The organism is Brevibacillus panacihumi W25 (assembly GCF_000503775.1).
GTDB classification, from domain to species: Bacteria; Bacillota; Bacilli; order Brevibacillales; family Brevibacillaceae; genus Brevibacillus; species Brevibacillus panacihumi_A.
Genome location: NZ_KI629782.1, coordinates 943,600 through 969,155 on the forward strand (window position 1 = coordinate 943,600; position 25,556 = coordinate 969,155).

At 52.4% G+C, this 25,556-nt stretch carries 22 protein-coding genes and 1 other annotated feature; of the genes, 1 reads left to right on the forward strand and 21 read right to left on the reverse strand.

Going from position 1 to position 25,556, the window contains the following annotated elements; translation table 11 throughout:
- Positions 1-59: 59 nt before the first annotated feature.
- The 16 genes from T458_RS33990 to T458_RS0128365 all read right to left on the reverse strand — a co-directional run bounded on the left by T458_RS33990 (position 60) and on the right by T458_RS0128365 (position 19,156).
- The gene (locus T458_RS33990) at positions 60-2,495 is read right to left on the reverse strand and encodes a penicillin-binding transpeptidase domain-containing protein (protein WP_023554981.1); all 2,436 of its coding nucleotides are present in this window, start codon (positions 2,493-2,495) and stop codon (positions 60-62) included.
- A 37-nt stretch (positions 2,496-2,532) separates the two neighbouring features.
- On the reverse strand, positions 2,533-3,060 hold the full coding sequence (gene mreD, locus T458_RS33995) for a rod shape-determining protein MreD (protein ID WP_023554982.1): 528 nt from the start codon (positions 3,058-3,060) through the stop codon (positions 2,533-2,535).
- Positions 3,061-4,044, reverse strand: coding sequence for a rod shape-determining protein MreC (gene mreC / locus T458_RS34000; protein WP_023554983.1), 984 nt, complete (start codon positions 4,042-4,044; stop codon positions 3,061-3,063).
- Between the two features lie 14 nt (positions 4,045-4,058).
- Complete coding sequence (locus T458_RS34005; protein WP_023554984.1) at positions 4,059-5,102, reverse strand: rod shape-determining protein; 1,044 nt, start codon at positions 5,100-5,102, stop codon at positions 4,059-4,061.
- A 60-nt stretch (positions 5,103-5,162) separates the two neighbouring features.
- On the reverse strand, positions 5,163-5,861 hold the full coding sequence (gene radC, locus T458_RS34010) for a RadC family protein (protein WP_023554985.1): 699 nt from the start codon (positions 5,859-5,861) through the stop codon (positions 5,163-5,165).
- A 107-nt stretch (positions 5,862-5,968) separates the two neighbouring features.
- The gene (locus T458_RS34015) at positions 5,969-6,553 is read right to left on the reverse strand and encodes a Maf family protein (protein ID WP_023554986.1); all 585 of its coding nucleotides are present in this window, start codon (positions 6,551-6,553) and stop codon (positions 5,969-5,971) included.
- A 12-nt stretch (positions 6,554-6,565) separates the two neighbouring features.
- Positions 6,566-6,805 (reverse strand): DUF4321 domain-containing protein, encoded by a 240-nt coding sequence (locus T458_RS34020; RefSeq protein WP_023554987.1) that lies wholly within the window; start codon positions 6,803-6,805, stop codon positions 6,566-6,568.
- A 156-nt stretch (positions 6,806-6,961) separates the two neighbouring features.
- A complete protein-coding gene (locus T458_RS34025; RefSeq protein WP_023554988.1) occupies positions 6,962-8,224 on the reverse strand; it encodes a hypothetical protein in 1,263 nt (420 codons plus the stop codon).
- A 71-nt stretch (positions 8,225-8,295) separates the two neighbouring features.
- Positions 8,296-8,739 (reverse strand): prepilin peptidase, encoded by a 444-nt coding sequence (locus T458_RS34030; protein WP_031305413.1) that lies wholly within the window; start codon positions 8,737-8,739, stop codon positions 8,296-8,298.
- A gap of 120 nt (positions 8,740-8,859) precedes the next feature.
- On the reverse strand, positions 8,860-9,867 hold the full coding sequence (locus T458_RS34035; protein ID WP_023554990.1) for a ketoacyl-ACP synthase III: 1,008 nt from the start codon (positions 9,865-9,867) through the stop codon (positions 8,860-8,862).
- Between the two features lie 161 nt (positions 9,868-10,028).
- On the reverse strand, positions 10,029-11,411 hold the full coding sequence (murC, locus tag T458_RS34040) for a UDP-N-acetylmuramate--L-alanine ligase (RefSeq protein WP_023554991.1): 1,383 nt from the start codon (positions 11,409-11,411) through the stop codon (positions 10,029-10,031).
- Between the two features lies 1 nt (position 11,412).
- Positions 11,413-12,783: a bifunctional folylpolyglutamate synthase/dihydrofolate synthase gene (locus T458_RS34045; protein WP_023554992.1), complete on the reverse strand. Its 1,371-nt coding sequence runs from the start codon at positions 12,781-12,783 to the stop codon at positions 11,413-11,415.
- 42 nt (positions 12,784-12,825) lie between these two features.
- Positions 12,826-15,498, reverse strand: coding sequence for a valine--tRNA ligase (locus T458_RS34050; RefSeq protein ID WP_031305414.1), 2,673 nt, complete (start codon positions 15,496-15,498; stop codon positions 12,826-12,828).
- Between the two features lie 45 nt (positions 15,499-15,543).
- Positions 15,544-15,776, reverse strand: a binding site (T-box leader).
- A 61-nt stretch (positions 15,777-15,837) separates the two neighbouring features.
- Entirely contained in the window at positions 15,838-16,152 is a 315-nt protein-coding gene (locus T458_RS34055) for an STAS domain-containing protein (RefSeq protein ID WP_023554994.1), read from the reverse strand.
- A gap of 105 nt (positions 16,153-16,257) precedes the next feature.
- Positions 16,258-17,496 (reverse strand): ATP-binding protein, encoded by a 1,239-nt coding sequence (locus tag T458_RS34060; RefSeq protein WP_023554995.1) that lies wholly within the window; start codon positions 17,494-17,496, stop codon positions 16,258-16,260.
- On the reverse strand, positions 17,462-19,156 hold the full coding sequence (locus T458_RS0128365; protein ID WP_171819355.1) for a PP2C family protein-serine/threonine phosphatase: 1,695 nt from the start codon (positions 19,154-19,156) through the stop codon (positions 17,462-17,464). Before T458_RS0128365 ends, T458_RS34060 begins: the two co-directional genes overlap by 35 nt.
- Positions 19,157-19,297: 141 nt before the next feature.
- Between T458_RS0128365 and T458_RS0128370 the strand changes: the two genes are divergently transcribed.
- Complete coding sequence (locus tag T458_RS0128370) at positions 19,298-19,480, forward strand: hypothetical protein (RefSeq protein ID WP_031305416.1); 183 nt, start codon at positions 19,298-19,300, stop codon at positions 19,478-19,480.
- A gap of 39 nt (positions 19,481-19,519) precedes the next feature.
- Here T458_RS0128370 and T458_RS34065 read toward each other — a convergent pair whose 3' ends face one another.
- From T458_RS34065 to hemH, 5 genes are all read right to left on the reverse strand, one after another.
- Complete coding sequence (locus T458_RS34065; RefSeq protein ID WP_023554997.1) at positions 19,520-20,515, reverse strand: protein kinase family protein; 996 nt, start codon at positions 20,513-20,515, stop codon at positions 19,520-19,522.
- The gene (locus T458_RS34070) at positions 20,502-21,500 is read right to left on the reverse strand and encodes a protein kinase family protein (protein WP_023554998.1); all 999 of its coding nucleotides are present in this window, start codon (positions 21,498-21,500) and stop codon (positions 20,502-20,504) included. The genes T458_RS34065 and T458_RS34070 overlap by 14 nt, the downstream gene beginning before the upstream one ends.
- A gap of 13 nt (positions 21,501-21,513) precedes the next feature.
- Positions 21,514-23,100, reverse strand: coding sequence for a LysM peptidoglycan-binding domain-containing protein (locus T458_RS34075; protein WP_023554999.1), 1,587 nt, complete (start codon positions 23,098-23,100; stop codon positions 21,514-21,516).
- A gap of 88 nt (positions 23,101-23,188) precedes the next feature.
- Entirely contained in the window at positions 23,189-24,598 is a 1,410-nt protein-coding gene (hemY, locus tag T458_RS34080; protein WP_023555000.1) for a protoporphyrinogen oxidase, read from the reverse strand.
- Between the two features lie 13 nt (positions 24,599-24,611).
- On the reverse strand, positions 24,612-25,544 hold the full coding sequence (gene hemH, locus T458_RS34085; protein ID WP_023555001.1) for a ferrochelatase: 933 nt from the start codon (positions 25,542-25,544) through the stop codon (positions 24,612-24,614).
- Between the last annotated feature and the right edge of the window lie 12 nt (positions 25,545-25,556).

The window sequence follows — 25,556 nt, forward strand, 5'->3', positions numbered from 1 at the left end:
CATCCGGCAATCACTTTCCTGCTCTGCTGAAAAATTTGCCGAAACTGCTCGATTCGCGTCTACTTGGCTGACTGAGCAGGAGTCTGTACAGGGGGAGCAGTCAAAACTCCTGGGTTCAACTCGTTATACGCTTCAAGCAAGCGTCGGGATACAGGCCCTGTCGCGGCGGAGCTGGATGTACCGTCGCGCAAGCTGTTGGGAGCGACGACCACAAACACCAACTGTGGATTCTCATAAGGTGCAAAGCCGACGAGCAACGCATTCTCAGCCTTTCGCCCTGTCTGAGCCGTACCTGATTTGGCAGCCACATTGAAAGGCAGACCGACGAAATCTCTGGAAGCGGTACCGCCCGGCTGTGTCACCATCCGCATCCCTTCCTTGACTACCTGGAGGTGCTTCGGATCGATCGTAACGCGATTCAAAACCTCTGGTTCGATTACACTCAGCGTTTGTCCAGGCTCTTTCGGGTCTGTTGTACCACGGCGAATCTCTTTGACCAGATGCGGACGAATCCGATAGCCGCCATTGGCAATCGTGGAAACGTACTGTCCGATCTGCATCGGAGTGAACAGATCGTATTGGCCAATAAACGCATCCGCCAAGTTCCCGTAGTTCAGGTAAGGATTCTCCCAGCCTTTCTTTTCTCCTGGCAGGTCGATACCTGTCTTCACGCCCAAACCGAACTGAGCATTGTAGTAATCCAGAATACGGAACTGGTTTTGCCATGGGCTGGATTTTTTCAACAGGCGATCCGCCATGATGTACATGTAGGTATTATTGGATACCTGCAACGCACGTCGGGCATTTACAGAACCGTGTCCGCCCGCCCTCCAGTTGCGCTTGTAGGCTGTCCCTACATAATAGCCACCCGAATCATAGATCGTCTCTGATGGATTTGTCAGGCCTTCCTGCAACGAAATCATGAGCGAAAGCGGTTTGTACGTGGATGCAGGTGGATATGGCGTATAAATGAAATCATTCAACTCATTGGGCAAAATCAAGGAACTGTAATTCTCATTGAACTTTTTACGATCATAATAAAGATTGAGATCGTAATCCGGGTAGCTGGCCATTGCCAGGATCTCTCCTGTGTTCGGGTTCATCACCAGCACATGCGTCTTGTTGTATTCCTTTGGTGTTGAGGGGAGCTTTTTGTACTTCTCGACCTCTTCTTTCAAGATCGCCTCTACCCTGCTTTGGAAACGCCAATCCAGTGCAAGGACGAGATCATTTCCAGGTTGTGCGGGTTGTCGCATCGTTTTTTCTACCGACTCGGAATTCTTGTTGACGTGCACGTCCATAATCCCGTCCTTGCCGCGCAGATAGCGTTCGTAATAAGCTTCCAGCCCCGTGATGCCGACGCGATCAATGGCATTGTACCCTTGTGCCATGTACTCTTTTAAGCTTTGCGGCGGAATGGCATTGATGTAGCCGAGAATATGGGTGGCAAATCCCGTTCCATCCGGATCCGGCATAATCTGCCGAACCGCTTCCAGCTCTACACTGATCCCCGGCAGTTCGGTACGCCGTTCCTCGATTTGAAACATTTCCTCCTGGGTGATGTTCACCTTGACCCGTCTGGGAATATAGCTTGCCAATTGCGGAGAACGCATCTCCTGCAGCAAGGACAGCTTATGCCATTGGTGGAGTCGCTGCTCATCAGTCAACGGCAGGGTAATGTCCAGATCAAAAAGAGAGGCGAGGCGCAGCAGGTCCATATCCGACTTCCCGTTCAACTGTGCTGGTGTAGGAAGCTGCCGCAGCTGAGCCTGTACTTCCTTAATCAAATCTTCGCGATCCTCTTTATCAAGAGTCAATTTCATCGGTAGATTCGCTTTAAAGGCTTGCTTGAAAATTTCCCAGTCATTCACGTCATCATAGGTAATGTCGCTGCCATTGGCCTCGGAATAAGCATTGAGCTTTTTCACTACATCAGTGCGTTCTTTTTCCGTAAAGGGAGAACGAACGCGAAGCCCGGCGTACATCGCTGTCTTGACCAAATCGAAATCCTTCATGCCAGCCACCTGATTTACATCTGGAAGACGCGTCAGCATGGGGATAATCTTCTCTTTCAATGCGTTGGTCTCTTCCCGCTTAAAGCCGACGGGCAGCGTCGAACGCAATTCAATCGTCTTCTTCAAAAGTTCCTTGTCCGTTCCGATCTTGCTGTCGTCGGGCACCAAAATCTGCGCCAGACGATCTGCCACCTTCTCCTCATCGATATCCTGTCCCTGCTCCTCAACGTACTGTACTGTGTAGACAGGCTTGTTCGAGACGAGCACAACCCCGTTCTTGTCGAGAATTCTCCCGCGCGGGGCCGGTATCGGCAGTTCGCGAATACTGAACTTCTCCAATTCATGGCGATACTGTTCACCTTCTACCAGCTGAACATAGGCGAGTCGCAGAATGATCGTGGCAAAAAACAAGAAGACGATGACGAACAAGATATTGAGTCGGATGGGGATCGTCGGTTTCTGTTTTTTCTCCTCTTCCATCCATCTTGCCCCCCTCTTGGTTTCGTTTCACACCAGACTATTCCTTCGCAGACAAGTCCTTCTTCGACTCTATCATTTTGCATAGACGCCTGATCGGCATATAAATCACAAGGGTAAACAAGCCGTTCAGGACAACTGTCGGCAGGATCTGGCTGCTCAAAATCCACTGGACGTCATGCGGAGCCAGGGAAAACATCCGATACATGCTGTACAGAAGCCACTCATGGCCAAAAATGACCAGAATGCTGGTGATGATAACCATGCCAAACCCTCGCTGAAACAACAGCACGATCATGCCAGAGAAGTAGCTGGCCAGCATCATGGAGACAGAGTATATCCCAATTACCTGACCGTACAGAACATCTTGCAAGAAGCCAAATGCCAGCCCGTAGTACAAGCCTTCACGCCTGCCTAAAAACATGGAGATCAAAATGGTGCATACAAGCGCAAATCGGGGTACTGTCATCCATGACAGCCCCCCCGTTGAAGGTGAAATCACTTGCACGACGGTCCCCTCCAGCACAAACAGCAGCAACACCATAGCGGTCATGAGCAGGCGAGCCATTTATTGCCCACCCCCGTTGGCAGGTGTACCCTGATTGACAGTGCCGGAGGAGTTCATCGTTCCAGCGGCATTCGAGTTCGTCTGGCCTTCGGGATTCGTCGGAATGACTTCCCCGTTCGGCGAGATGGAGAAATTACGTTCGACCACCATCACTTCGTTTAATTGCGTGAAGTCGGCGCTTGGCTGTACATAGGCAGTCTGCGTCAAGCCGTAATCATCCGGCTCTACGCGTACGACGTATCCGATCGGCAGATTTCGCGGAATGACACCTCCGAGACCGGAAGTGACCACCTGTTGCTTTGCTTCAATTTTCTGTCCCCAAGGAATTTTCCGCATGATGAGAAGACGCTCCTGCGGGTCGTATTCCTCGACGACTCCACTAACGTTGTGATACGTGGCTACCCCGTCGACAACCTGTTGAGTCTGGATGTCGGCAGAAATATGATTCCTGCGTTCATAGCTGGTCAATAATTCAACCGTCGATGAAAAGTTAGCGACACTTTGTACGCGACCAATCATCCCTTTTGCTGTGATTACAGCCATGTCCTTCTTGATGCCGTGCTTGAGACCTCTATCAATTGTGATCACATTGTTCCAGGTGTCCGGATTGCGGGCCACCACCTCGGCAAAACGCAATTGGTAGAGCTTCAAGCTTTCTTTCGCATTCAATTGTTCCCGCAATCGATCGTTTTCCGCTTTGAGATCATGCAGCTCGGCTGTCAGGCGGGCATTTTGGTCCAGACTCGCCTTCAAAGCCTTGTTTTCCTCATAGACGCTATAGGCGTCCTCTACTTCCTTAAAAAAGCCGGAAACAGCCTGGGCAGGACGATAAAAAACGCCCTGCACCCAACTGAATGTATCTTTGAAAAACATTTCAGGCCAGGTCAGGCTCTCTCGTTCTCGAGAAGTGAAGCCCACGACCGAGATGAGCAGGACCAAGCCTACAAGTACAATAATAAGCCGCTTGTTCCCGAAAAACGACATGCCCAGACCTCCGTTTATTTACCCCGTTTTTGTCGGGAAGAGGTGATACCGGTCTTGGACGTGAACAGGTGCATGTTCTCCAGTGCGCGTCCTGTCCCAATCGCCACACAATCCAAGGCGTTTTCTGCGATATGGACGGGCATCCCCGTTTCCGTGCTCAACAAACGGTCCATGTTTCGCAGCAAGGCCCCTCCACCAGTCAGTACAATCCCCCGATCCATAATATCTGCAGCCAGCTCAGGCGGGCTTTTTTCCAATGTAACTTTGACAGCTTCCACGATGGCAGCCACTGTCTCAGCCAATGCTTCGGCGATTTCGGTGCTGCTGACGGTCAGCGTTTTGGGCAGTCCTGTCACCAGGTCTCGCCCGCGAATTTCTACGGTCTCTACTTCCTCCGGTGCGATCGCAGAACCAATCTCCTGTTTGAGCGTCTCTGCCGTACGCTCTCCGATCATCAGATTATAGCGGCGTTTGATATACTGGATGATCGCCTCATCCATCTCGTCGCCAGCTACACGAATAGAACGCGAGGTGACAATTCCCCCCAAGGAGATGATCGCCACTTCGGTGGTCCCTCCTCCGATGTCTACGACCATGCTGCCTGTCGGTTCCCAGACAGGAAGATCTGCTCCGATAGCGGCAGCAAATGGCTCCTCAATCGTATACGCCTCTTTTGCTCCAGCCTGTTTTGTCGCATCCTCTACCGCCCGCTTCTCTACGGCTGTAATCCCGGAAGGTACGCATACCATGACGTTGGGACGGCGGTTGAACATGCCTTGGTTTTTTTGCGCCTGATTAATGAAATAGCGCATCATAGTCGCTGTGGTATCGAAGTCGGCAATGACACCGTCTTTCATGGGACGGACGGCTACGATATTACCCGGCGTACGTCCAATCATGTTTTTCGCTGCATTTCCCACCGCTTCAATTGAATTGTTGTTTGTGCGAATCGCCACAACGGATGGTTCCCGAACGACGATTCCTTTTCCTTTTACAAAGACAAGTGTATTAGCAGTACCCAGGTCAATCCCCAAGTCACGAGTAAATCCACCAAACATACGAAAACTCCTTCCAATATTTGACAGTAGCGAGCCGGTAATTTGTGAAATAACTATGATTTACATATACCCTTGCTCTTTCATGCTGATGTATTTGCCATCCCCGATAATCACATGATCCAAAAGAGATATCCCAACCAATTCGCCTGCTTCCCGCAATGTATGCGTAACCGCGATATCTTCCCTGCTTGGAGTCGGATCGCCACTCGGATGATTATGTAAGCAGATCACAGATGCGCTGCTTCGCCGAATTGCTTCCTTAAACACTTCACGAGGATGCACAATTGAGGAGTCCAGACTTCCTACAAAAATCGTCTGTTTGCCAATGACATGGTTTTTTGTATTTAGAAATAGACAAACAAAATGTTCTTGCGTCAGATGGGCAAGCTCTGGAGCCATCAGTTCGGCCACATCCCTCGGCAAACGAATCGCAGCACGTCTTTGCCTTGGGGTACTGTGCAAGCGGCGCCCCAGTTCCAAAGCGGCTTGCAGTTCGATCGCCTTGACCTGACCGATTCCTTTTATCTCCGTCAGCTCCGAATGAGCTGCTTGAGCCAGTCCGTGCAGATCACCAAAGGTAGCGAGCAAACGAGCAGCGAGCTGATAAGCCGTCTCATTCTCCCTCCCTGTACGCAACAAGATGGCTAAAAGCTCCGTGTCCGATAAATGAATGGCTCCCACTCGGAGTAGTCTCTCCCGGGGACGATCATAGTAAGGGACGTTTTTCAGGACGGTTTTGTTACAGGTATTTGTTGACATTTTCCTCGCCTCCAGCCATTCCCATCTATTGCTTGAAAACGGCTGCGTGAGGTTGCGATCATGCAGAATAATACCCTAGCCGCTAGAAACCAAAGCAAGCTCAAAACTTACAAAACCTGGATGCCGAAGCGTGAGAGCATCGAGGCTGTCAGACGCAGAGGCAGACCGACAACCGTGAAGTAATCACCCTCGATCCCTTCGACCAGCGTCGCTCCGATTCCCTGGATCGCGTAAGAACCAGCCTTGTCCATCGGTTCACGGGTAGCGATATACGCGCGGATCTCATCTGGTGCGAGCGGACGAATCCTTACCTGTGTACGGGAATGGGTAACCTCTGATTGCCCGCTTTCGGCGTCAATCAGAGCGATTCCGCTGTAAACAGTATGTTCACACCCTTGCAAAGCATGCAGCATGCGATAAGCATCTTCATCGTCCACAGGCTTGCCCAAGATTTCACCATCCAACACGACGATCGTATCCGAGCCGAGAACAACGCCTTCTGTCAAGCCAGAAGCGATTTTTCGGGCTTTGCGCAACGCTAGTTCCTCTACGATTTCCTGCGGCTGCATGCCCGGATCTGTCGTCTCGTCCACATCGCTGGATTGAATGCTAAAGGACAAGCCAAGTGTCTGCAACAACTCTTTGCGTCGCGGTGAGGACGACGCAAGAATGAGCATTTTTTCTTGTTTCATCTGTCATACTCCCTACTTCAGTCGTCGATGTATCCAAAACGCGAGGGCAAGGCCCCCGATACTTGCCAGGTTTAGCTTAAACTGAAAGTTCAGGTCGTACTTCACAATCTCCAAATCCGCAGCGGGTGACCAGCTTATCATTTTACTCTTGGTCAAGAACGGAATCCAGGGACTCAGGATTTCGCCCATAATGCTGCCAAAAAGCATTCCGCAAATCAATAGAAAAACTAGTGTAAGCGTCTCTTTCCCCATGTTTCCACTCCCAAAAACCGCAAAGGGATTCACATTAACCAACCCTAAGTGTAGCAAAAGGGAGAGGGTGAAACAATCCCCGGTTGCTCTTGGTAGTAACTGTATAAAAAGAAAAGACTTCCCGCAAGAAAACTTGGCGGAAGCCTTTGCGCACATCTATAGAAATTGGTTGTTCTCTACCTGCTGTATCCATTTCGTATAGCTTTCCAGATAGGAGAGAATCCCCGCCTGAACCTGCCAGGCATATTGCTCGGCACTTTGCGTTTTTTGGCCCGTGGAAGCCTCCGCCATTTTATCACGCGCTGTGACTGCCTGATTCAGGCCGTTCACCATTTGTTGAAAATGAGGCTGCCATTCCGCAGGTAAAGCGCTCACCTTGCCCGACTCAAGGAACTTCCGATGCGTCTCCTTGATTTTCGCCACTTCTCCAGAGGCAGGCTGAGCTGTGATCACCAGGCCGGAGTTAGCAGACAGGGCTTCCACCAGTTCACGCCCTTTGGAGAAGAACATCGGCAGGTCGAGATGATTCCCTGCGTCAGTCGACTGGCCCATTTGAACCGCTCCATGAAAAGCAGGGAAGCTGAACTCTTTTACATACACCTCAATGCCCTTGTCCTTGATATTGCTGGCAAAGCCGAGCGCAGCTTCCCGATTGGTGGCGGCTGCGGCAAACATGTATTGCTTGGACGAGTCGTTGTACAGCAGATGCGAGAGACCATTTTGGGTCAAAGGAGCCGCCGCTGCCTCTGCAGATGTGTCTGCTTGAAAAACACCTGCCTGCGCGACGAACATTTTCAGTTCAGGAAGCTGCAGCGACACGGATTGAGAGGCATCTGCAGAAGCAGTCGGCGCCGTGCTTGCGTCCGCTTCTTGCGGGAGTGGCGTCCCAGCAGTAGGTGTCTTCTGTTCTCCCTGGTCCGCGGATTGTGCTGTCAGCGTCTGCACCGTATCGGACAAAACCGACCGGTAGGAAGTCTTGAACTGCTCTTGGGAAAAAATCGTCAGCACCATAATGCCAAAGATGAGACCGACTGCCACAGCGCCACCCGTCGTCAGAAAGATGCGGACAAATGCTTTCTTCGGCCAGATGGCTTCGATGCGCTGCCCTCTCCTTTTGCCGCCGCTATAATCGAGTTCTCCGTAATCCGGCTGGTTATCTTCATCCCGTTCAGGGTCACTTTCTGGCTGCGCCGCTCTTTCCACGGCAGCAGTACCGCGAATTTCGATCATCCTGTCCCATGCGTCTTCGCGCTTTGACATCTTGGCTAATTCTGCCGCAGACAAGGCAGGTCCCTGAATTTGCTTGCGGCCAGACGAAGGTTGTTTTTCTTCGACTGGTTTTGCTGATCCCTTAGACGGTGTATCCCAGTTTTGCCCGTTCACTTTTACTCTGAATTTGTTTGTTTGACTTCCGCTCAACGTCATGCCCTCCCAGCTACAGGCTCTTTGTACCAGCATACGCCGCGATGGGACGGGGTATGACAGTTGTCTCACCAGGATGCCGCTCCGGCGCTAAGCCAGCAAGCATAACCAGCGAAGAGAAACGGAGCAAAAGGCAGCAGCCGTGGCGCTTTCTTTCGTTTGACCAGGAGTACCACGCCTGCGGATAAAAGGGCAAGGAGACTGGCTGCCGTTACAATCCAGACGAAGGCCGCGCCACCCAGTCCGTACGCGAGCGTAGCGAACAGTTTGACATCCCCCATCCCCAACGCTTCCGGCCATCGCCAGGCCAGTGCCGCAAAGGAAAACAGGACTACACTAGCTACAGGCAATGGATCGAGCCAGGACCAGGGCGGACCAAAGAAAAAGCGCATGACAAAAAGAAGGATCACGCACAAGAGCAGCGACCAATTTGGGATTCGCCTCTCCTGCAAATCCGTCCACGTCACAAATAAGCATAAGACGAACAGTACGCACCGTGTGATGATTTCCATCGAAACTGCTCCCACTACGTTCCTCCATTCCCCCGTTTGTTGTGCCTGCAAGTATGCCGCATGTCACTGGAACAAAAAAAGCCGCCCGGCACCTTGCATTGTGCCGGACAGCGTCCCTCCCTATTGCTTCGGATTCCAAGTGAGCAGCATGCCGGCCTGGACGAGTCCGCCGCCAAATCCGTAGAGAAGGAGCGTATCGCCTGCTTTGACCTTCCCCTGCAAGATCCCTTCCTCCCATGACAAGGGAATCGTGGCAGCCGATGTATTGCCGTAATACGCCATGCTGGTGAGAGTTTTTTCGAGCGGGAACCCGCTTTTCTCGCAAATGGATTCGATCATCCGCAAATTGGCACAGTGCGGAATAAACCAATCCACTTGATCAAGCGACATCCTGGCCCGTTTTACGACCTCATTCATGCCTTCAGGAACAGTCGTCACCGCCCAGCGATAGACTTCCCTGCCGTTCTGCACAATGCATCCGTCTCCAGAGAGCGGCTTCCCGTGCATCTTCTTGGACAGTCCGGAGCGGTACAGGTGAATCCCGCCTTCCCCTTTTGCCGTGGTATAAGACGAATGGAAGCTGGTCTGCTCTTCGTCTCTTTCTACCAGAACAGCTCCCGCGCCGTCACCGAAGAGGACACAAGTGGTCCTATCTGTATAATCCGTCACTTTGGACAGGGTTTCTGTCGCTACGACGAGCACCTTTTGATGCAAGCCAGCACTTACAAGGCCATTGGCTACATGTAGCCCGTAGGCAAAGCCTGCACATGTCGCACCCAGATCCAAAGCCCCCGCCTGCGCCATGCCAAAATGAGCCTGAATCTGGCTGGCTACGCTGGGGAACGGATAATCCGGCGTCGAGGTGGCGACCAGGACCATGTCTACATCATGCAGTGTTTTCTGGTAGCGCTTCGCCAGGTTGCTGACCGCTTCTATGGCGAGATGGCTGGAGAACTGATCAGGCGAGGCGATTCGTCGTTCATGCATGCCTGTTCTTTGGACAATCCACTCGTCGGATGTATCTACGATTTTCTCCAAATCTTCATTGCTCAGTACGCGTTCGGGCACATAGGTGCCAATGGCGGTGACACGCGCCTTTGAATTCGTGGTCAACGTTGGTGATTTCATTGCCAACACTCCAATCGCTATCAATTTGATAACCTCATTATAACACCAGGTATTAGTATCTAGTACTAAAAATTAAATAAAAGAATGCCCTTCTCGCCTGTGGGCATAGACTCTTGTCAACAAGTGGTCTTGCTCACCGAGGAGAAGGGCCTCTTCTCGATTTATTTTCCTAACTTTTCGGCCAGCCAATAAGCCGACTTCCAAATATCTCCCGCGCCCATCGTAATGACCAAATCACCAGGCTGAATCTCCTGATAGAGACGCTCCTGCACCTGCTCCTTGGTCGGGATGTATTGGGCACGAGGATGACTGTTGGTGCGGATCTTCTGAACGAGGACTTCTGAGGAAACCCCCTCGATCCGCTCTTCCCCTGCTGGAGAATAAATATCGGTGATGATCACCTCATCCGCCTCACTGAAGGCTCGACTAAACTCATCCATCAGGAAAAAAGTACGGGTATATCGCTGCGGCTGGAACACGGCAATCACTCGCTTGCCGGACGCCTTCGCTCCACGCAGCGTCGCAATAATTTCCGTCGGATGATGGGCATAGTCATCCACTACGAGGATGTCCCGTGCTTCGCCGATAATTTGAAAGCGTCGCTTGGCTCCTCGGAAAGTGGTCAGTGCTGCGGCAATCTGTTCAAAGGGCAAGCCAATATCGAGGCAGACGATGATCGCTGCCAGCGCATTCGAGATATTGTGTTTCCCTGGTACATGCAAAGACAGCTCACCCAACAGGAGATCGCGATGATAGACGAGGCATTTTGCCCGCCGATCTCCGCATTCGATCTCGCTCGCTCGATACGTCGCTTCCTGGGCGTACGGCTCATGGATGGCGTATGTGATGACAGTCTGTGCAACGGAGGGAAGCACTTCTCTCACATGCGCGTCATCAATGCATAGTACAGCTTTTCCCCCGGGGTTGAGATGACCGAGGAATTCGACATAGGCACGTTTCAAATTATTAAAGTCGCCATCGAAATGCTCCAGATGATCAGGCTCTATACTTGTTACGATCTCGTAGTAGGGACGATATTCCAAAAAAGAACCGTCGCTTTCATCCGCCTCTGCCACCACGTATGGACTGGAACCCGCCTTTGCATTGGTCCCGGCATTCACGAGTTCTCCGCCAATAATAAACGTCGGATCTACGCCGCATTCTTCTAGGACATGAGCGATCATGGAAGTGGTCGTAGTCTTTCCGTGCGCCCCTGCCACGGCGATCCCTGTACGCTCATTCAAGATTTTGGCAAGCATCTGGGAGCGGTGCAAAACCGGGATTCCCTGCTCTGCTGCCGCAACCACCTCTGGATTATCTTTGGGAATACTGGTGGAGTAAACGATCGTGTCTGCTCCTTCGATGTGGGATGCGCAATGGCCGATGTGTACAATTGCCCCTCTTGCTTCCAGCTTCTTCGCCAAATCATTCAATGCGACATCCGAGCCGGTCACCTTAACCCCTTGGTCAATCAAGACACGAGCAATTGCACTCATTCCATAACCGCCTATACCCACAAAGTGGACGTGTTGTGCCTGATCCACCCTATTCACCTGCCTCTTCTACTGTAGTGGGAAAGAATGCGCGCACTTGGGCGATGAAGTAGAGCGAACCGCAGATGACCAGCCAGTCATCCGCCTTCGCTGATTGCTTATCTTTCATCCAATCTTTCAGAAAAGCACGCCAGTCTGGGACAGTGTCCAGGAGCGTTTCCTCCCATCCTCCGTCGCGAAACGCTTGATACAAGGTTTGGGCATCTGCAGCCCGTGGATAATCAAAGGTTGTCACGTGAAGTGATTCTACCCGGTCCATCATCTCTGTCAGCGCTGACGCCATCTCCATTAAGGGTTTGTCACCCAGTCCAGCAAACAGCATTTGCAGACGCGCCTCTCCTGGCATTAACTTCTTCAGACTGCCCGTGAGCGCTTCTATTCCCTCTCGGTTGTGCGCTCCATCCAGAACCACCAACGGCCTGGAGGAGACGACTTCTAGACGTCCAGGCCAGCGCGTTTGTTGCAAACCGCGCAAGATTTCTTCCTCCTCCAGGATATAGGAGAAGTAGTTTCGCAGCACGTCGATCGTCATCAAAGCGACAGCCGCATTATCGACCTGGTGCGGTCCGTTCATCGTCAACCGGTAGCTGCTTTCATGGCGGCGGTGAATACTTTTGTAGCGAAACCGTTGTTCGCCCAGCTGCTCCTCCAGTTGTGCAGCTTCAAATTCTTTGTCGATCTGGTACACGGTACTGCGGGTCTCTTTCGCTTTTTTCGTGATGACGGCAAGCGCTTCTGGATTGCGCTCGCCTGTCACGACCGGAACGCCAGGCTTGATGATGCCTGCCTTTTCCCAGGCAATCTCCGGCAGGCTTTGTCCCAGCACTTGCGTATGATCCATCCCGATGTTCGTGATGACCGAGACGATCGGCAGGACGACGTTGGTAGAATCCAAGCGTCCGCCCAGCCCCGTCTCCCATACTACAACAGCCGGTCTCACCACTCTTGCGAAGTAGAGAATCGCGATTAGCGTAACCACCTCAAACTCGGTGGGAGAGCCGTATTCCGTTTCTTGTTCGCATCGATCCACCAGCGTTTTGATCTCGTTGATCAACGCAAGCAGATCGTCTTGAGGAATCATATTGCCGTTGTAGCGAATACGTTCCCGAAAATCAATCAGATACGGAGAAGTAAACGTCCCTACACTGTACCCTGCCTCCAACAGCATCTGCGTCAGATATGCGCAGGTCGAACCTTTGCCGTTGGTCCCCGCTACATGGATAAACGGCAGTCTGCGCTCCGGATGATCCAGCTCTTCCAGGACCCAGTTCATTCGCTCCAGACCCGGTCTCGCCCCGAATCTCAAGAGTCCGTGCAGCCAGTCGAGCCCTTGCTCGTATTTCGTAAATTGTTCTGAACTCATACCGCTATGCTCCATTCTCAAATTATGCGATGATACGGCGAATCATGCGCCCTTCAATTCGGCCAGTCGGGCAATTACTTTATCCCGCTTTTCCATGTAGTCGGCCATCTTCGCTTTTTCCTCTGCGACGACTTTTTCCGGTGCTTTGGCCATGAAGCCGGCGTTGTTCAATTTCTTTTCGATCCGCTCTACCTCATTGTTCAAGGTAGCCAGTTCTTTTTCCAGACGAGCCAGCTCCTGCTCCAAATCGATCAATCCTGCGAGCGGGAGGTACAGCTCGGCACCAGTCATGACGGCAGACATCGCTTTGTCAGGAGTGCTCAGCTCCATGCTGATCAAAAGACGCTCCGGATTGCAGAAACGCGTGATGTATTCTTCCGAGCGGCTCAGTCTTTCAAAAGAAAGGGCATCGCTTGGCTTGATCAGGAGTTCGATTTTCTTGGACATCGGTACGTTTACTTCAGCGCGGATATTGCGTACGTTGCGAATGACTTCGACGAGCAGATTCATCTCCGCCTCTGCATCGGCAAAGATCCACTCTTCCTTGACGGTCGGCCATGCTGCTACGGTGATGCTCTTCCCTTCATGCGGCAAAGCCTGCCAGATCTCTTCGGTCATGAACGGCATGAACGGATGCAAGAGACGCAAGGTCTGGTCAAGGACGGTCACAAGCACCGATTGCGTGGTTTTCTTCGCTGCCTCGTCCGTGCCGTACAGCGGCAGTTTGGCCATCTCGATATACCAGTCGCACAGATCATCCCAGATGAAGTTGTAGAGAATCCGTCCTACTTCGCCGAATTCAAAGCTGTCGGACAATCGGGTCACATCGGCAATTGTCGCTTGCAGACGGGAAAGAATCCATTTGTCTGGTGTAGAAAGCTCTCCACTGAGGTCGATGTCCTCATAGCGGAAGCCTGCAAGGTTCATCAGGGCGAAGCGGGAAGCGTTCCAGATTTTATTGGCAAAGTTGCGGTTGGACTCTACTTTTTCCCAGTAGAAGCGCTGGTCATTCCCCGGAGAGTTCCCCGTAGCCAGTGTAAAGCGCAGGGCATCCGCACCGTATTTCTCAATCACATCCATCGGATCGACGCCATTGCCGAGCGACTTGGACATCTTGCGTCCCTCGGAATCGCGGATAATGCCGTGGATCAAAACGTGTTCGAACGGATTTTGACCGGTAAATTCCAGTCCGTTGAAAATCATCCGGGCTACCCAGAAGAAGATGATGTCGTATCCGGTAACAAGCACATTAGTCGGATAGAAGTACTTCAGATCCTCTGTCTCTTCCGGCCATCCAAGGGTTGCAAACGGCCACAAGCCCGAAGAGAACCAGGTATCCAAAACGTCGTTATCTTGTTCCAGCTTGTGGCTGTGGCAGCTCGGGCACTCCGATACGTCTTCACGGGATACGATGGTTTCCCCGCAATCCGAGCAGTACCAGGCAGGAATCCGGTGGCCCCACCAGAGCTGACGGGAAATGCACCAGTCGCGAATATTTTCGATCCAGCGGAGGTAATTGTTTTTGAAGCGTTCCGGCACGAACTTGACACTTTCCTCACTCGCTGCGTTGGCGAGGGACTCATCGGCCAAAGGCTGCATCTTGACGAACCATTGGGTGGACAGATACGGCTCCACGACAGCATCGCTTCGCTCGCTGTGACCTACCTGATGGATATGCTCTTCGACTTTGAACATCACGCCTTGCTCTGTCAGATCCTTGATGATCTGCTTGCGGCAAGCAAAGCGATCCATTCCTTGATAGATGCCAGCCAGCTCGTTCATTTTGCCCGTCTCATCCATGACGACGATTTGCGGCAACTGATGGCGAAGCCCCAGCTCGAAGTCGTTCGGATCGTGAGCAGGCGTAATTTTCACTGCGCCGGAACCGAATTCGGGATCGACATAGTCGTCGGCTACGATCGGGATTTCTCTGCCGACGATCGGGAGAATGACCGTTTTGCCGACCAGATGCTTGTAGCGCTCGTCTTCCGGGTGAACCGCTACTGCTGTATCGCCCAGCATAGTTTCCGGACGCGTGGTGGCTACCTCGATAAATCCGCTGCCGTCCGAGAGCGGATAGCGCATATGGTGCATGGCGCCTTTCACTTCTTTGTAGATAACCTCGATGTCAGACAGAGCCGTCCGTGCTGCCGGGTCCCAGTTGATGATCCGATTGGCGCGATAGATCAAGCCCTTTTCATAAAGGCGGACAAATACCTCGCGCACGGCGCGGGAGAATCCTTCATCCATCGTGAAGCGCTCACGGGAGTAATCCAGAGCGAGACCCACTTTCTCCCATTGCTCGCGAATATGCCCTGCGTAGACATGCTTCCACTCCCAGACCTTCTCCAGGAATTGTTCCCGGCCCAGATCATAGCGGGAGATACCCTCCTCACGCAGCGTCGCTTCGACACGCGCTTGCGTAGCAATCCCTGCGTGGTCCATCCCAGGCAGAAACAGAGTACTGTAGCCCTGCATTCTCTTCGTGCGTGTGATGATGTCCTGCAGGGTCGTATCAAGCGCATGGCCCAGATGCAGTTTTCCGGTCACATTGGGAGGCGGGATCACAATCGTGAATGGTTGTTTTTTGGGATCGCGCTCCGCTTTGAAAAATTCATTCTGGATCCAGTATGGATACCACTTGCTCTCTGCAGCCTTGGGGTCATAGTTCTTCGGCAGCAATTGATCGATCTCTTGTGACGGTTGTGTTGACATCGCTTTTTCCTCCTCGTTCGTTGAAAAAATAAAAAAACCCTTCATCCAAAGGACGAAAGGATCATTTCGCGGTACCACCTTTGTTAACACGCCAAGCCTTGCAGACTCGGGTGTTCCCTCAAACAAGATAACGGCTGCGAACCGCTTCCGACTACAATGGTCTCATCGGAACAACTCCTGGGCGACATTCAGCCATTCCCAACCTAGAGAATCTCTCAGCTTTGATTCTCCTCTCTGTCAAGGCGTCCTGACCTACTCTTCCCGCTCATCGTTGATGGTATATGGAATTTATTCATCTCATGTATTATATACAATAGAGTCGTTTTGCGTCAAACCCGGTTATTCGGCCTTTCCAATAGAGATGCCCAGTGCTTGCGTGAAGCCCAGCACGTGCAAAATATCCAGGATTTCCTCGCGTACATTTACGATCTCCACTTCTTTGCCCAAAGCCAGCAACTCTTTTGTGGTAAAAAACAGGCTGCCGATGCCGGATGAATCCACAAAAGAGACATCTTGAAAATCGACTCTGACAGTTTGATTCCGCTCTCCGTATTTCTGAAGCAATTGGCCGACCTGGTCTCCCACTGCCATATCCAATTCTCCAGTAAAAAATAACGTGGCCTGTCCATTTGTCTCCGTTGCTCGGTAGTCCATGCCCACCCCCCTCTCGGTATCGATACTGTACTTTGTCATTCCACACTGATTGATTACCCTGATTTTTGCGTCCATAAACATGAAAACCAAAGAATGCCTATCGCCTCAGGAAGTAGCGTCGCACTCCAGGATCAATTTCGTACCTGCATGCGAGCTCCCCAGATAGAGCCGATCACAGTATTGCAGCATGACGTGAAAGCCGACTCCCAGGGAATGCTGGGTTGAATACCCTTGTAACAGTGTAGCACGAGGCAGGTCCTCAAGTACAATTCCCTGCCCATCATCATGGATGACTGCTCTGCATTTGCTCCAGTCCGTCGCAGCATAGAGCAGGATGGAACCGCCATTCCCGTGTTTGATCATGTTGGATGCCGCCTCATTGACGGCGACCAGATATTGCAGGAGCCGTTTATCCGGCAGGTTCATCGGCTCCAGTGCTTTCCGGAAGGCCTTCCGCAGCGAAGCCAAATCCTCTGGTTCCCCCAGGTCCTGTGACAGGAGCTTTCGTCCCTCCCTCAGCAATACAAACAGTTCCTCATCGTTTAAAAGCAGCAGTTTGTTTCGCGTAACGACACCGAGCAGATCGCGGTACATCTCCCACTCTCGCCTCTTGCGCTTGCGCTCCTCCATGATGACAGCCGTCACGTCGATCAATGCTACGCCACAGGTTTGATCGGGCAGGGGAGAGACGTACAATTCAAAAACCTTCTCTCCATTCGCCGAGACCAGCTGCTCGCGAAGGGAAGCTCCTGTCAAAGAGGCCGGATGAATCAGCCGCTTCATTTCCCTTTCGACGTCCGGATCAGCCCGGTTTGATCCGAGCGGACGCAATTTTCCCCATTCGTAGTGGTACAGAAAGATCGTCTCCACCTGACGCAGAATGGACAGCTTTTGCAGCTCCTGCTTGATGAGACGGCTCATCTGGTCGTCTCGTTCCTTCCAATCCAGGAGGATGTTGGAAAGATCCAGTTCCTTGCTCATGAGCCAGGTATGAAATTCCTCGAGCAACAAGCGATCCAGGACTTCCTGACGGCGCAGCACCTTGTCGATGTCCATCACAAAATACGGATCGCCCTCAATCCCTTTTAATCCAGTGCCAATAATGCGAAAATCATCCGCCAGTTCCACTTCGAGTCGGTCGTGAAGCGGAAGATTGGGGCTGTATAAGCCTATCGCCGTCCTGCTGACCGTCACCAATTGGACTTGGCAGGTCTTTCCGCTGCCAAGGAGGGTGATGCGAACAGAACGGGGCGGAATCACTTTTCGAGCCGAATTGCCGACACGCAAGGCTTCTAGGCAGTTTTGACAATCAGGATTGTTCGGACACTGTTCGCACAGAATCACGGTTCATCCTCCTTTTTCGTGTCGCGTTGGCCGCTGGGGCGGACGCTTTTCCCTCCGTGTTGCCCCCTTTATGATACATGCATGTTTCCTCTTCGGGTAGAAATTGCAAAATCAGCACAGCAATGTCATCGGTCTGTTGCCCACTTCTTGTCTTATCCCAGATAAATGCCTCTACGCGATCAATCGCGTTTTCACATGTTACATCAGATTCCTGCAAAAGCAACCCGAGATCGTGCAGCCATTTCTGCGGATACTTTTGGGGATCGTTTCGTCCCGAATTCAATAAGCCGTCCGTGTAGACGAGCATCATGCCCGCTTCCTGCAAAGCGATCTCTTGCAAGGGATAGGTAAAGTCCGGCAACAAGCCCAATCCAACCCCACCCATGCAAGGAAGGATAACCTGTTTTGTTTCCGACAGGTACAAGGGGTGCGGATGACCTGCCCTGCTCAGCAGCAGCTTGTGTTCATCTCTATCATAAACCATCACCAGCGCCGTGATAAATGATCTCGTCCTGGACAGGTCCTCGTACAACAGCCGGTTCAACCGACCCAGAATCTCATCAGGGGCGCATACATTCTGCAACACGACTGAACGTACGGCACTTCGGATGCCCGTCGCAAGCATGCTGGCTGGCAATCCATGGCCTGAGACATCAGCAACAATAAAGCAGGTATAGCGTTCATCCATCTGGATGTAGTCGATATAATCTCCGCCTACGTAGGTCACGGGAGAATAGACCGCGCGCGCCTTTAACCGCTCCAGAGAGAACTTCTCTCGAGGAATCAGTAAGGATTGTATTCGCTGCGCCAGCTCCATTTCCTTCTCCATCTCCCGGAACGCCAAGGAACGGCGATTGTCCATGCACTGCAGGAGATAGTCGTGAACATGGAGCAGCAAAAAGCGGAAAAAGGCTGGTTCAAGCTCCCGTTCACCATTTTCCCCCATCTTGACCTCTGCCGTCAGCGTGACGAATCGGATCAGCTCCAGGGAACCAGGCAGATCTTCCACTTTAATTTGCTCACAGACCCGCAGGATGACATCAGGATGATCCGGTGTGCCTCGCATCGCCTCATGATACACGTCGCCATCGGCTGTTTCCAGCGAGAACCGCAGAAAGGAGATGGTGCCGACCCTCGCAAACCAGTTGTCGACGAGCTCTTGGGTCAATTCCTGCAAAGAATCCTCCGTCAACGGGCGCGGGCGGACGTCATCTCTGGCATTCAGTAAAAATTTGTAGTTTTTGTTTACTCCCACAAGATGTGCAAGCTGGCTGTTGGTCGCCTGCAAGGAAAGCACTTTCTCTGCATAATTTTGCTGCAGCTTGGCCGCAGAGTGAAATACCTCTTTTAGTAGCATTCGATTCGACAGGCCTGTCCTAACAAAGTGAAAGGCACACAGCAGAAGCGCTGCGGACAAGCCCGCACTCCCGGCGAAGGACAATTGCGGGAGCAGCAAAAGACCAAGCAAGCTTGCCAGCATCAATAAAAGCATCAAGCCAGCTTCCAATTGAGAAAAACGCAGTTTGAGGTACTGGCGGCGAAATCCTTCAGCAGCCGAATCTTCTAAAATCTTGGTGCCATATTCTCGGTAAGCGGCCCACAAGCCAAAAAGAATGCAACCGCCAACACCGATGCCAAGCCAAAAAATCAACGCTTCCATTTGCATCTCCATCACCTTACTCGCCAGCATATATCCTTGTTGTAATTGCCCTTCCCTCTTTTACCCAGCCCCAAACCTGCGCAGAGCTGACTGGCACTGTCCAAACTGCTTTGGCATATGCTGAGTTGAGGTGATCTCGCGATGAATTTTCGCTGGAAGTACAATCCTACCTTTCTGCGAATCAAGTTTGGCTTCAAGCAAGTTTTACTTCCCTTGATCGTCTTTCAATTTATCCGAACCGTCCTCTTCCCGACCTCCTTCGATGTGATCCTGCTGGGACTCCTCGCTTTGCTCTATGTGGCCATCGTCCTGGATTGGCTGTAATGGAAAAGACAACGTCCCAAGCTGCTGAGACGTTGCCCATTAGAATGCTTGCTGGACCCAGCGATGCAGTCGCATCAAACGGTCCATATCTTTTTCCAGCCGCTTGACGGCATATAATTCGCTCCAGTCTCGCCGCTTGTTGTAATAGACATCGATGTCCCGCATCACACGTTCAGGATAGCTTAAAAACACTGCCAAAAGTTCGATCTCATCCGGCCGCAGCGGGAAGATGGAGGCATAATGGTGAAACAGCTGAGAAGCGCCTGCCTGATCGCCCGCCATCTGAAAATACGTGCGATAAAACAACGTCAAATCGCGGATCGGCGTGTCGAATACAGCCCGGTCAAAATTGATCAGTCTTCCCCGGCCATTCCGGTCCGCAACCGTATGAGCCGGGTGCGGATAGCCGTGTATCAATGACAGGCGAAAGTGCGCGTGAGTCTCGTGCCGCTCGCGCCAATCCGTAAGAAGCTCAATCGCTTGATTGCCCAGATCAGCGACAAACCCCTGGTTGGCCAAGAATACGACATCAAACGGAGATTGATAGATCCGTCCTTGGGCCGTCTCGGCTGCGGCGTCCATTTGCTTGAGCCAGAACCGCCATCTCGCCAGCAAGGAGTCAATCAACGGCTCCACCTGTCTGGGATCGTCGAAGTGAACATTTTGGGTCAAATGATGCATTTCCGCCAATCTTTCCAGAGTCGGCGTCGCCCAAGCCAGCGGTTGAGCAGCCCATTGTTCGTTGCCGGGCTGCCATCGTGTCAGGTAATACACCCTGTCTTCGACCTGCACGAAGGGATCGTCGTACTTCGTATACACGAAGGGGACAGCCCCTTCCCAGCCGCGTTTTTGCAATTGCCGCAAGACATCGCTGACTTGAGAAAAACGCTTGCCCGGGATGGACGATCTCTTGCAGATAAAGGTGCCGTACGGTGTTTCTGCCTTGAACACATTCGGCTCCTTGATCATATCGATGGACTGGGCAAACATGTCGTATTCCTGAAACAGGGGGAAAATTTCCTCAAAGCGACTCATGGCTGCCTTCACTCCTTGCCCGCTCGGCTCGATTGGCGATGTGCCGCAGAAGGACATCTACTGTCTGCTGGCATTCCAAAGCCTGTTCAATCGCTGTCGTCGGCACCTGCGGCCCGTGCTCAAGCTGTTTTACATACGACTCCACACTTCTCCACACTTCCCGGGGACGAGCCATGAAAGCAAGCATCAACGTATAATCCCCGTAGGAGAGCGCCTTTTTTTCTTCGTAACCATCCAAAAATGAATCGATCTGCTCCAGGTCCTCATGCGTCAAGTAGAGTTCCCGCAAGTATCCTGCTACATCCCGATGCTGTACCGACAACGCCGGCCGAAAGAAGCCGCGGATAAACAGCCGCTCATCCACGATCCCCCAATTGTCACGGGTCAAATCTCTGTGTGATACGCCGATGCTGTCCTGGGGGATCTCCGGATGGCTCAGCATCGTATAGGAGCGCTCCATTCGCTGCAGGAGCGTCGGACCCAGTTCCGCCACCCAGCGCTCTCCCCGAAGCTTTTTTTTATCTTCCCTGCGGAAGGAGGCGAAGAGTGCCTTCGCCCGATTCCATTCCGATTCCGCTTTCAACTGCTCATGCTTCAGGTACTCCGTCCCGTTCAGCAGCGGACTCTCTTGCTGTGCGGCATGCATCATCCCGATCACCTCTCCGCATTGGCGAGCCATCTCGACCCCTGGCTGACAAGGCTCGATACGACGATGGTGATCTGTCATGGTGACTCCACGCTTCCCTGCGATGACGTAAGGTTTGCCTTCACGCGTCCGTATAAACCTCTCCAGACCGCGAAAACCCTGACGCGCCAGTCGTTCGCGCCAAGCAAACGACCAGCGCATCACATCTACGCGCGGCCATACCCGCAGTTCTTTGGGACCACGATTGGTCTCCAGCAAATAACAGTCGTCCAGCGGCGTGACGCGAATCACACGCGCTCGATACTGTTGGCAAATCTCATTCAGTTCAATCTTGTCCACAGCCCTCCACTCCTCACTGTGGAATGTACAGGATTTGTCCGGCTACCAACTGATCAGAGGTCAGTCGGTTTACCTCCACCAGCCTGGATACCGGCAAGGAATAGCGCTGCGAGATGACTTCCAGGGTTTCTTCTTTTTGGATGATGCACAGCTTCATTTGGCTGGTTCGCTCTTCCCGGCTGCGCGCGAAGGCGGAAAGGTTCTGCATCGCTTCCAAAGTAGACGCGTTGGCAGCTGGCACGGCCGCTTTTTTGGACGAACTGGAGGAAGACTCGGGATCCTGCGCTTCCGCTTCCTGTCTCGCCTTCGAAGCATGCGAGAAGATGGACGTAATGTTCAGATTCCCTTCTTTTTCCCTGGAGGGTTTCCCGGAAATCGCGACTCGTACTTCTGCCTCCTCCTGCACCTCTGGTTCCGCGCTTACCTCTACTTCAGCAGCATCGGCTTCGGACGCAACCTCTTCATCTTCAACCTCTTCTACATGACCGTCCACTGCTTGCGAATCAGCCTCTTCTTCCTCCTGAGCAGAGGCAAGCACTTCCTGGCTCTCCTGCTCCTCTTCTGCTGAAAAAGTCTTCGCGGCAATCCCCTCTTCAGCACTTTCCTCCTGTCTGGCGGCAGGCTGTTGGTCGGCGACAGATGTATAGTCTACCTCCTGCTCGTCGTGGATGGCCAAGACGGGAGCATCCAGTTCTTCCTCCTGCTGGTCGTACTCGTATTGATCATTGTAGCCGTTCTGTGCCGCTACATGCTCGAATGTCGATGAATCCTCTTCCCGTACTTGAGCGGGCAGATTCCATGATTCGTACTGGCTCGAATCTGAATTGCCTGCCTCATCTTCCGTCACTTCGCCAAAGCTGTTGTTGGTATACATCTGATGCGAACTCATTTCTACAGCCGGTGTGTCAAAGAGCGAAGGGGAATCCTGTGATTCGTATGCGATGGGCTGGGCATCTCTTTCCATTTCCTGTTCCAGCGCATTCAGTTTCTCCTCGATCTCTTCCAGCGTCGCCGGCTCGGTCAGTTCTTCCGTCTGTTCTACCGCTACGTGTGAGTAATCCCAAACGTCTTCATGGTTGGCTGGCACTGCCTCGTAACTGTAATCATAGGAATTCGTCTCCTGTTGCCTCTCCTCCGCCGGATCTGCAAAATGTATCCCGGCGATTTTTAGTTCTGCCTCTACCAGCATCTGATGAGGAGATTCGAGCTTGTAATCAAAGCTGTCTACGACCGCGTAGATATCCCCCATCTGTGCGATCCGTTCTACAGGAATCGTAATATTCAGCGGAATGCGGTGTCCGATCTGTTCTTCCAAACCGTAAGCAGCCCTCTCAGATGCATCCAGACGTAATGGGGAGAACGACATCGCCTCTACCAGGGTTTCCGTTCCACCACTGGTTGGCTCAGCAGTATCCCTGATCGGCTCGTACTTCCCATAGAGCTGCAAGCAGCCTGTGATGGAAACATAGGACTGATTTTCAAGCACCTCCACATCCGGAACCAATTCCAGCTCTTGCAAATCACCGATACCGGCTCTATCAGATGAGAGGAAAATGGTCTCCTTGATGGTGAACGAAAGCAGTCCATCCTGTAATGCCATTCGTGCTCCTCCTTTCAAGTGCAGGACATTTCCCTATACTATATGGAACGGACGAGTCCTTTAGCACCGGAAAATAGAAAAACCGGGGTTATCTCCCCGGTTGGATGGTTGCCAGCAAATCGGATACTGCTTTTTTTCCTTGATCGATGCAATCAGGCACCCCGACGCCATCGTACGAAGCACCTGCCAGATAGACACCTGGAAGCTCTTCGCGAACACGCTTTTTCACTTCCTGTACCCATGCCTGATGTCCCACGACATACGGGATCGCATTCTGCAAGCGGGTGACACGATAAAAATCAGGCTCCTGACGAATCGTCATGATCTTCCGTAATTCTCGCAGGACCATATCAACAATCTCTTCATCTGAAAGCTGCAGGAAGGATTGCTCGCCTGCTCTGCCTACGAAGCAGCGCAGCAATGCTTTTCCTTTGGGTGTGGAATGGGGCCACTTGCGATGCGCCCAGGTGCAAGCCGTAATCTCGATCCCCGAGTTGCGCGGTACGATAAAGCCCGTACCGTCCAGCCGTTGATCCAGTGCATCCTCCGGGAACGCCATGGCTATCGTCGCCACCATGTGCGGCTTTGCTTTTGGCAGTGTCGGCACTGATGCATAGGGGGCGAGAAGCGGCTCTGTCACCGCATGCGGCAACGTGAGCAGAACGGCATCTGTTTCCAGTATCCGTCCATCCTTCATCGTCAGAAGATAACGGTTATTCCCGTTTTTTTCCAGCTTTTCTATACCTATCCCTTTCCAAATGCTTTCCACGGGAAGGCTTTTTTCCATGCCCTCAATCAATGTTTCCAGGCCATTTTTCAGAGTCAGGAAAATTCCCTTCGGAGTTCCAGGCTCCTTGGCCTGCGGCCGGGATTGCTTCATCGCCAAGATCAGACTGCGGTGCTGTTGCTCCATTTTGGCGAATTGCGGAAAGCTTGCCAACAGGCTGAGATTGTCGATATCACCTGAATAGACGCCGGATAGAAGCGGTTGAATCAGATTTTCGATGACCTCATTTCCCAGTCTGCGCCGAAAAAACTCTCCGACTGATCGGTCTTCAGTCCCTTGAGCGGCAGGCAGGAGCAAATCAGCCGCCGCACGCAGCTTGCCCGGCCAGGAGACCAGTTCCGTTTTGACGAAGGGCATGATTTTGGTCGGCACACCCATGACGGCACCTTCTGGAATCGGAACAAGGTGGTCCTGGTGATAGATGTAAGACTGCCCTGTGCGATTGCGTACCAGTTCGTCCTCCAGGCCCAAATCCTTGGCCAATTGAGCTGCGCTTGCTTTGCGCTCCAGAAAGGAGTCCGGGCCAAGCTCGATGACGAATCCCTCGTGCCGCCAGGTTTTGATCTTGCCCCCGAGGCGATCTGCCTCTTCGATGAGCTGAAAACGGACCGGCAAGCCCTGCTCCTGGATCTGCCGATGCAAGTAAAAGGCGGCGCTCAGTCCCGTGATGCCGCCGCCAATAATCGTCATGTGATAGCTGTTGTCACTCATTTTGATCGAACCCCTACTCTACCAGCTTTTTCTCGACCGCATCTGCCAAACTCGAGATAAAGGCTGGTCTGGCATTGGGCATCGGAGGGCGGTAGTAGTGTACGCCCAGCTCATCTGTCACAGCCTTGCACTCCACATCATTGTCATACAAGACTTCGAGATGCTCAGCGATAAAACCGACAGGGCAATAGACGTACGCCTGATACCCGTGTTTCTCATGCAGTTCGCGGGTCAAATCCTGCACATCCGGCCCCAGCCAAGGCTCCGGCGTGTTGCCTGCACTCTGCCAGCCGATGGCGTAATCGGGGATTCCTGCCTGTTCGGCAATCCGTTTGGCCGTCTCCTCCAATTGCTGCGGATACGGGTCCCCGGATTGCAGGATTTTTTCCGGAAGGCTGTGGGCGGAAAAGATCACCACTGCCTTCTCCCGTTGTTCCGTTGGCATTGCAGCCAGAGTGTCGCGAATGGCGTCTGCCCAGTACCCGATAAATCCTGGCTCCAGGTACCAGCTTTCAATGCTGCGGATGTTCGGACCCCCGATGGCTTCCGCATGCGCTTTCGCCCGGCCGTTGTACTCTTTTACGCTGTAAGTGGAATAGTGCGGGGCGAGAACGAGACTGATCGCATCCGTGATGCCATCCTGCTTCATCTTCTCTACCGCATCCTCCACAAAAGGCGCAATGTGTTTGAGACCCAGATATCCGACAAATTCCCGTTCTGGATAGCGGCGGTTCATTTCTTTTTCCAATTCGATGACCTGTTCATCCGTGATCTCTGCAAACCGGTTCAGGCCGCCAACCGCCTCGTAGCGGGAGACCAGATCGTCCAAATGCTCCTGCGACGGTCTTCTGCCTCGGCGAATATGAGTATAATAAGGCTCTATTTCTTCAGGAGAGCGGGGTGTCCCGTACGCCATCAGCAATAAACCCATTTTTTGTTTGGACATTGTGTTCGCACC

Coding starts and splice junctions, on each gene's coding strand:
- T458_RS34050 (WP_031305414.1), bottom strand. CDS start 15,498: ATGTCAACACAACCGTCACAAGAGATCGATCAATTGCTGCCGAAGAAC.
- T458_RS34030 (WP_031305413.1), bottom strand. CDS start 8,739: ATGGAAATCATCACACGGTGCGTACTGTTCGTCTTATGCTTATTTGTG.
- mreC (WP_023554983.1), bottom strand. CDS start 4,044: ATGTCGTTTTTCGGGAACAAGCGGCTTATTATTGTACTTGTAGGCTTG.
- T458_RS34020 (WP_023554987.1), bottom strand. CDS start 6,805: ATGGGGAAAGAGACGCTTACACTAGTTTTTCTATTGATTTGCGGAATG.
- T458_RS34055 (WP_023554994.1), bottom strand. CDS start 16,152: ATGGACTACCGAGCAACGGAGACAAATGGACAGGCCACGTTATTTTTT.
- T458_RS33990 (WP_023554981.1), bottom strand. CDS start 2,495: ATGGAAGAGGAGAAAAAACAGAAACCGACGATCCCCATCCGACTCAAT.
- mreD (WP_023554982.1), bottom strand. CDS start 3,060: ATGGCTCGCCTGCTCATGACCGCTATGGTGTTGCTGCTGTTTGTGCTG.
- T458_RS34035 (WP_023554990.1), bottom strand. CDS start 9,867: ATGAAATCACCAACGTTGACCACGAATTCAAAGGCGCGTGTCACCGCC.
- T458_RS34075 (WP_023554999.1), bottom strand. CDS start 23,100: ATGGCATTACAGGATGGACTGCTTTCGTTCACCATCAAGGAGACCATT.
- T458_RS34005 (WP_023554984.1), bottom strand. CDS start 5,102: ATGTTTGGTGGATTTACTCGTGACTTGGGGATTGACCTGGGTACTGCT.
- T458_RS34015 (WP_023554986.1), bottom strand. CDS start 6,553: ATGAAACAAGAAAAAATGCTCATTCTTGCGTCGTCCTCACCGCGACGC.
- T458_RS0128370 (WP_031305416.1), top strand. CDS start 19,298: ATGAATTTTCGCTGGAAGTACAATCCTACCTTTCTGCGAATCAAGTTT.
- hemH (WP_023555001.1), bottom strand. CDS start 25,544: ATGTCCAAACAAAAAATGGGTTTATTGCTGATGGCGTACGGGACACCC.
- T458_RS34065 (WP_023554997.1), bottom strand. CDS start 20,515: ATGAGTCGCTTTGAGGAAATTTTCCCCCTGTTTCAGGAATACGACATG.
- hemY (WP_023555000.1), bottom strand. CDS start 24,598: ATGAGTGACAACAGCTATCACATGACGATTATTGGCGGCGGCATCACG.
- T458_RS0128365 (WP_171819355.1), bottom strand. CDS start 19,156: ATGGAAGCGTTGATTTTTTGGCTTGGCATCGGTGTTGGCGGTTGCATT.
- radC (WP_023554985.1), bottom strand. CDS start 5,861: ATGTCAACAAATACCTGTAACAAAACCGTCCTGAAAAACGTCCCTTAC.
- T458_RS34045 (WP_023554992.1), bottom strand. CDS start 12,783: ATGAGTTCAGAACAATTTACGAAATACGAGCAAGGGCTCGACTGGCTG.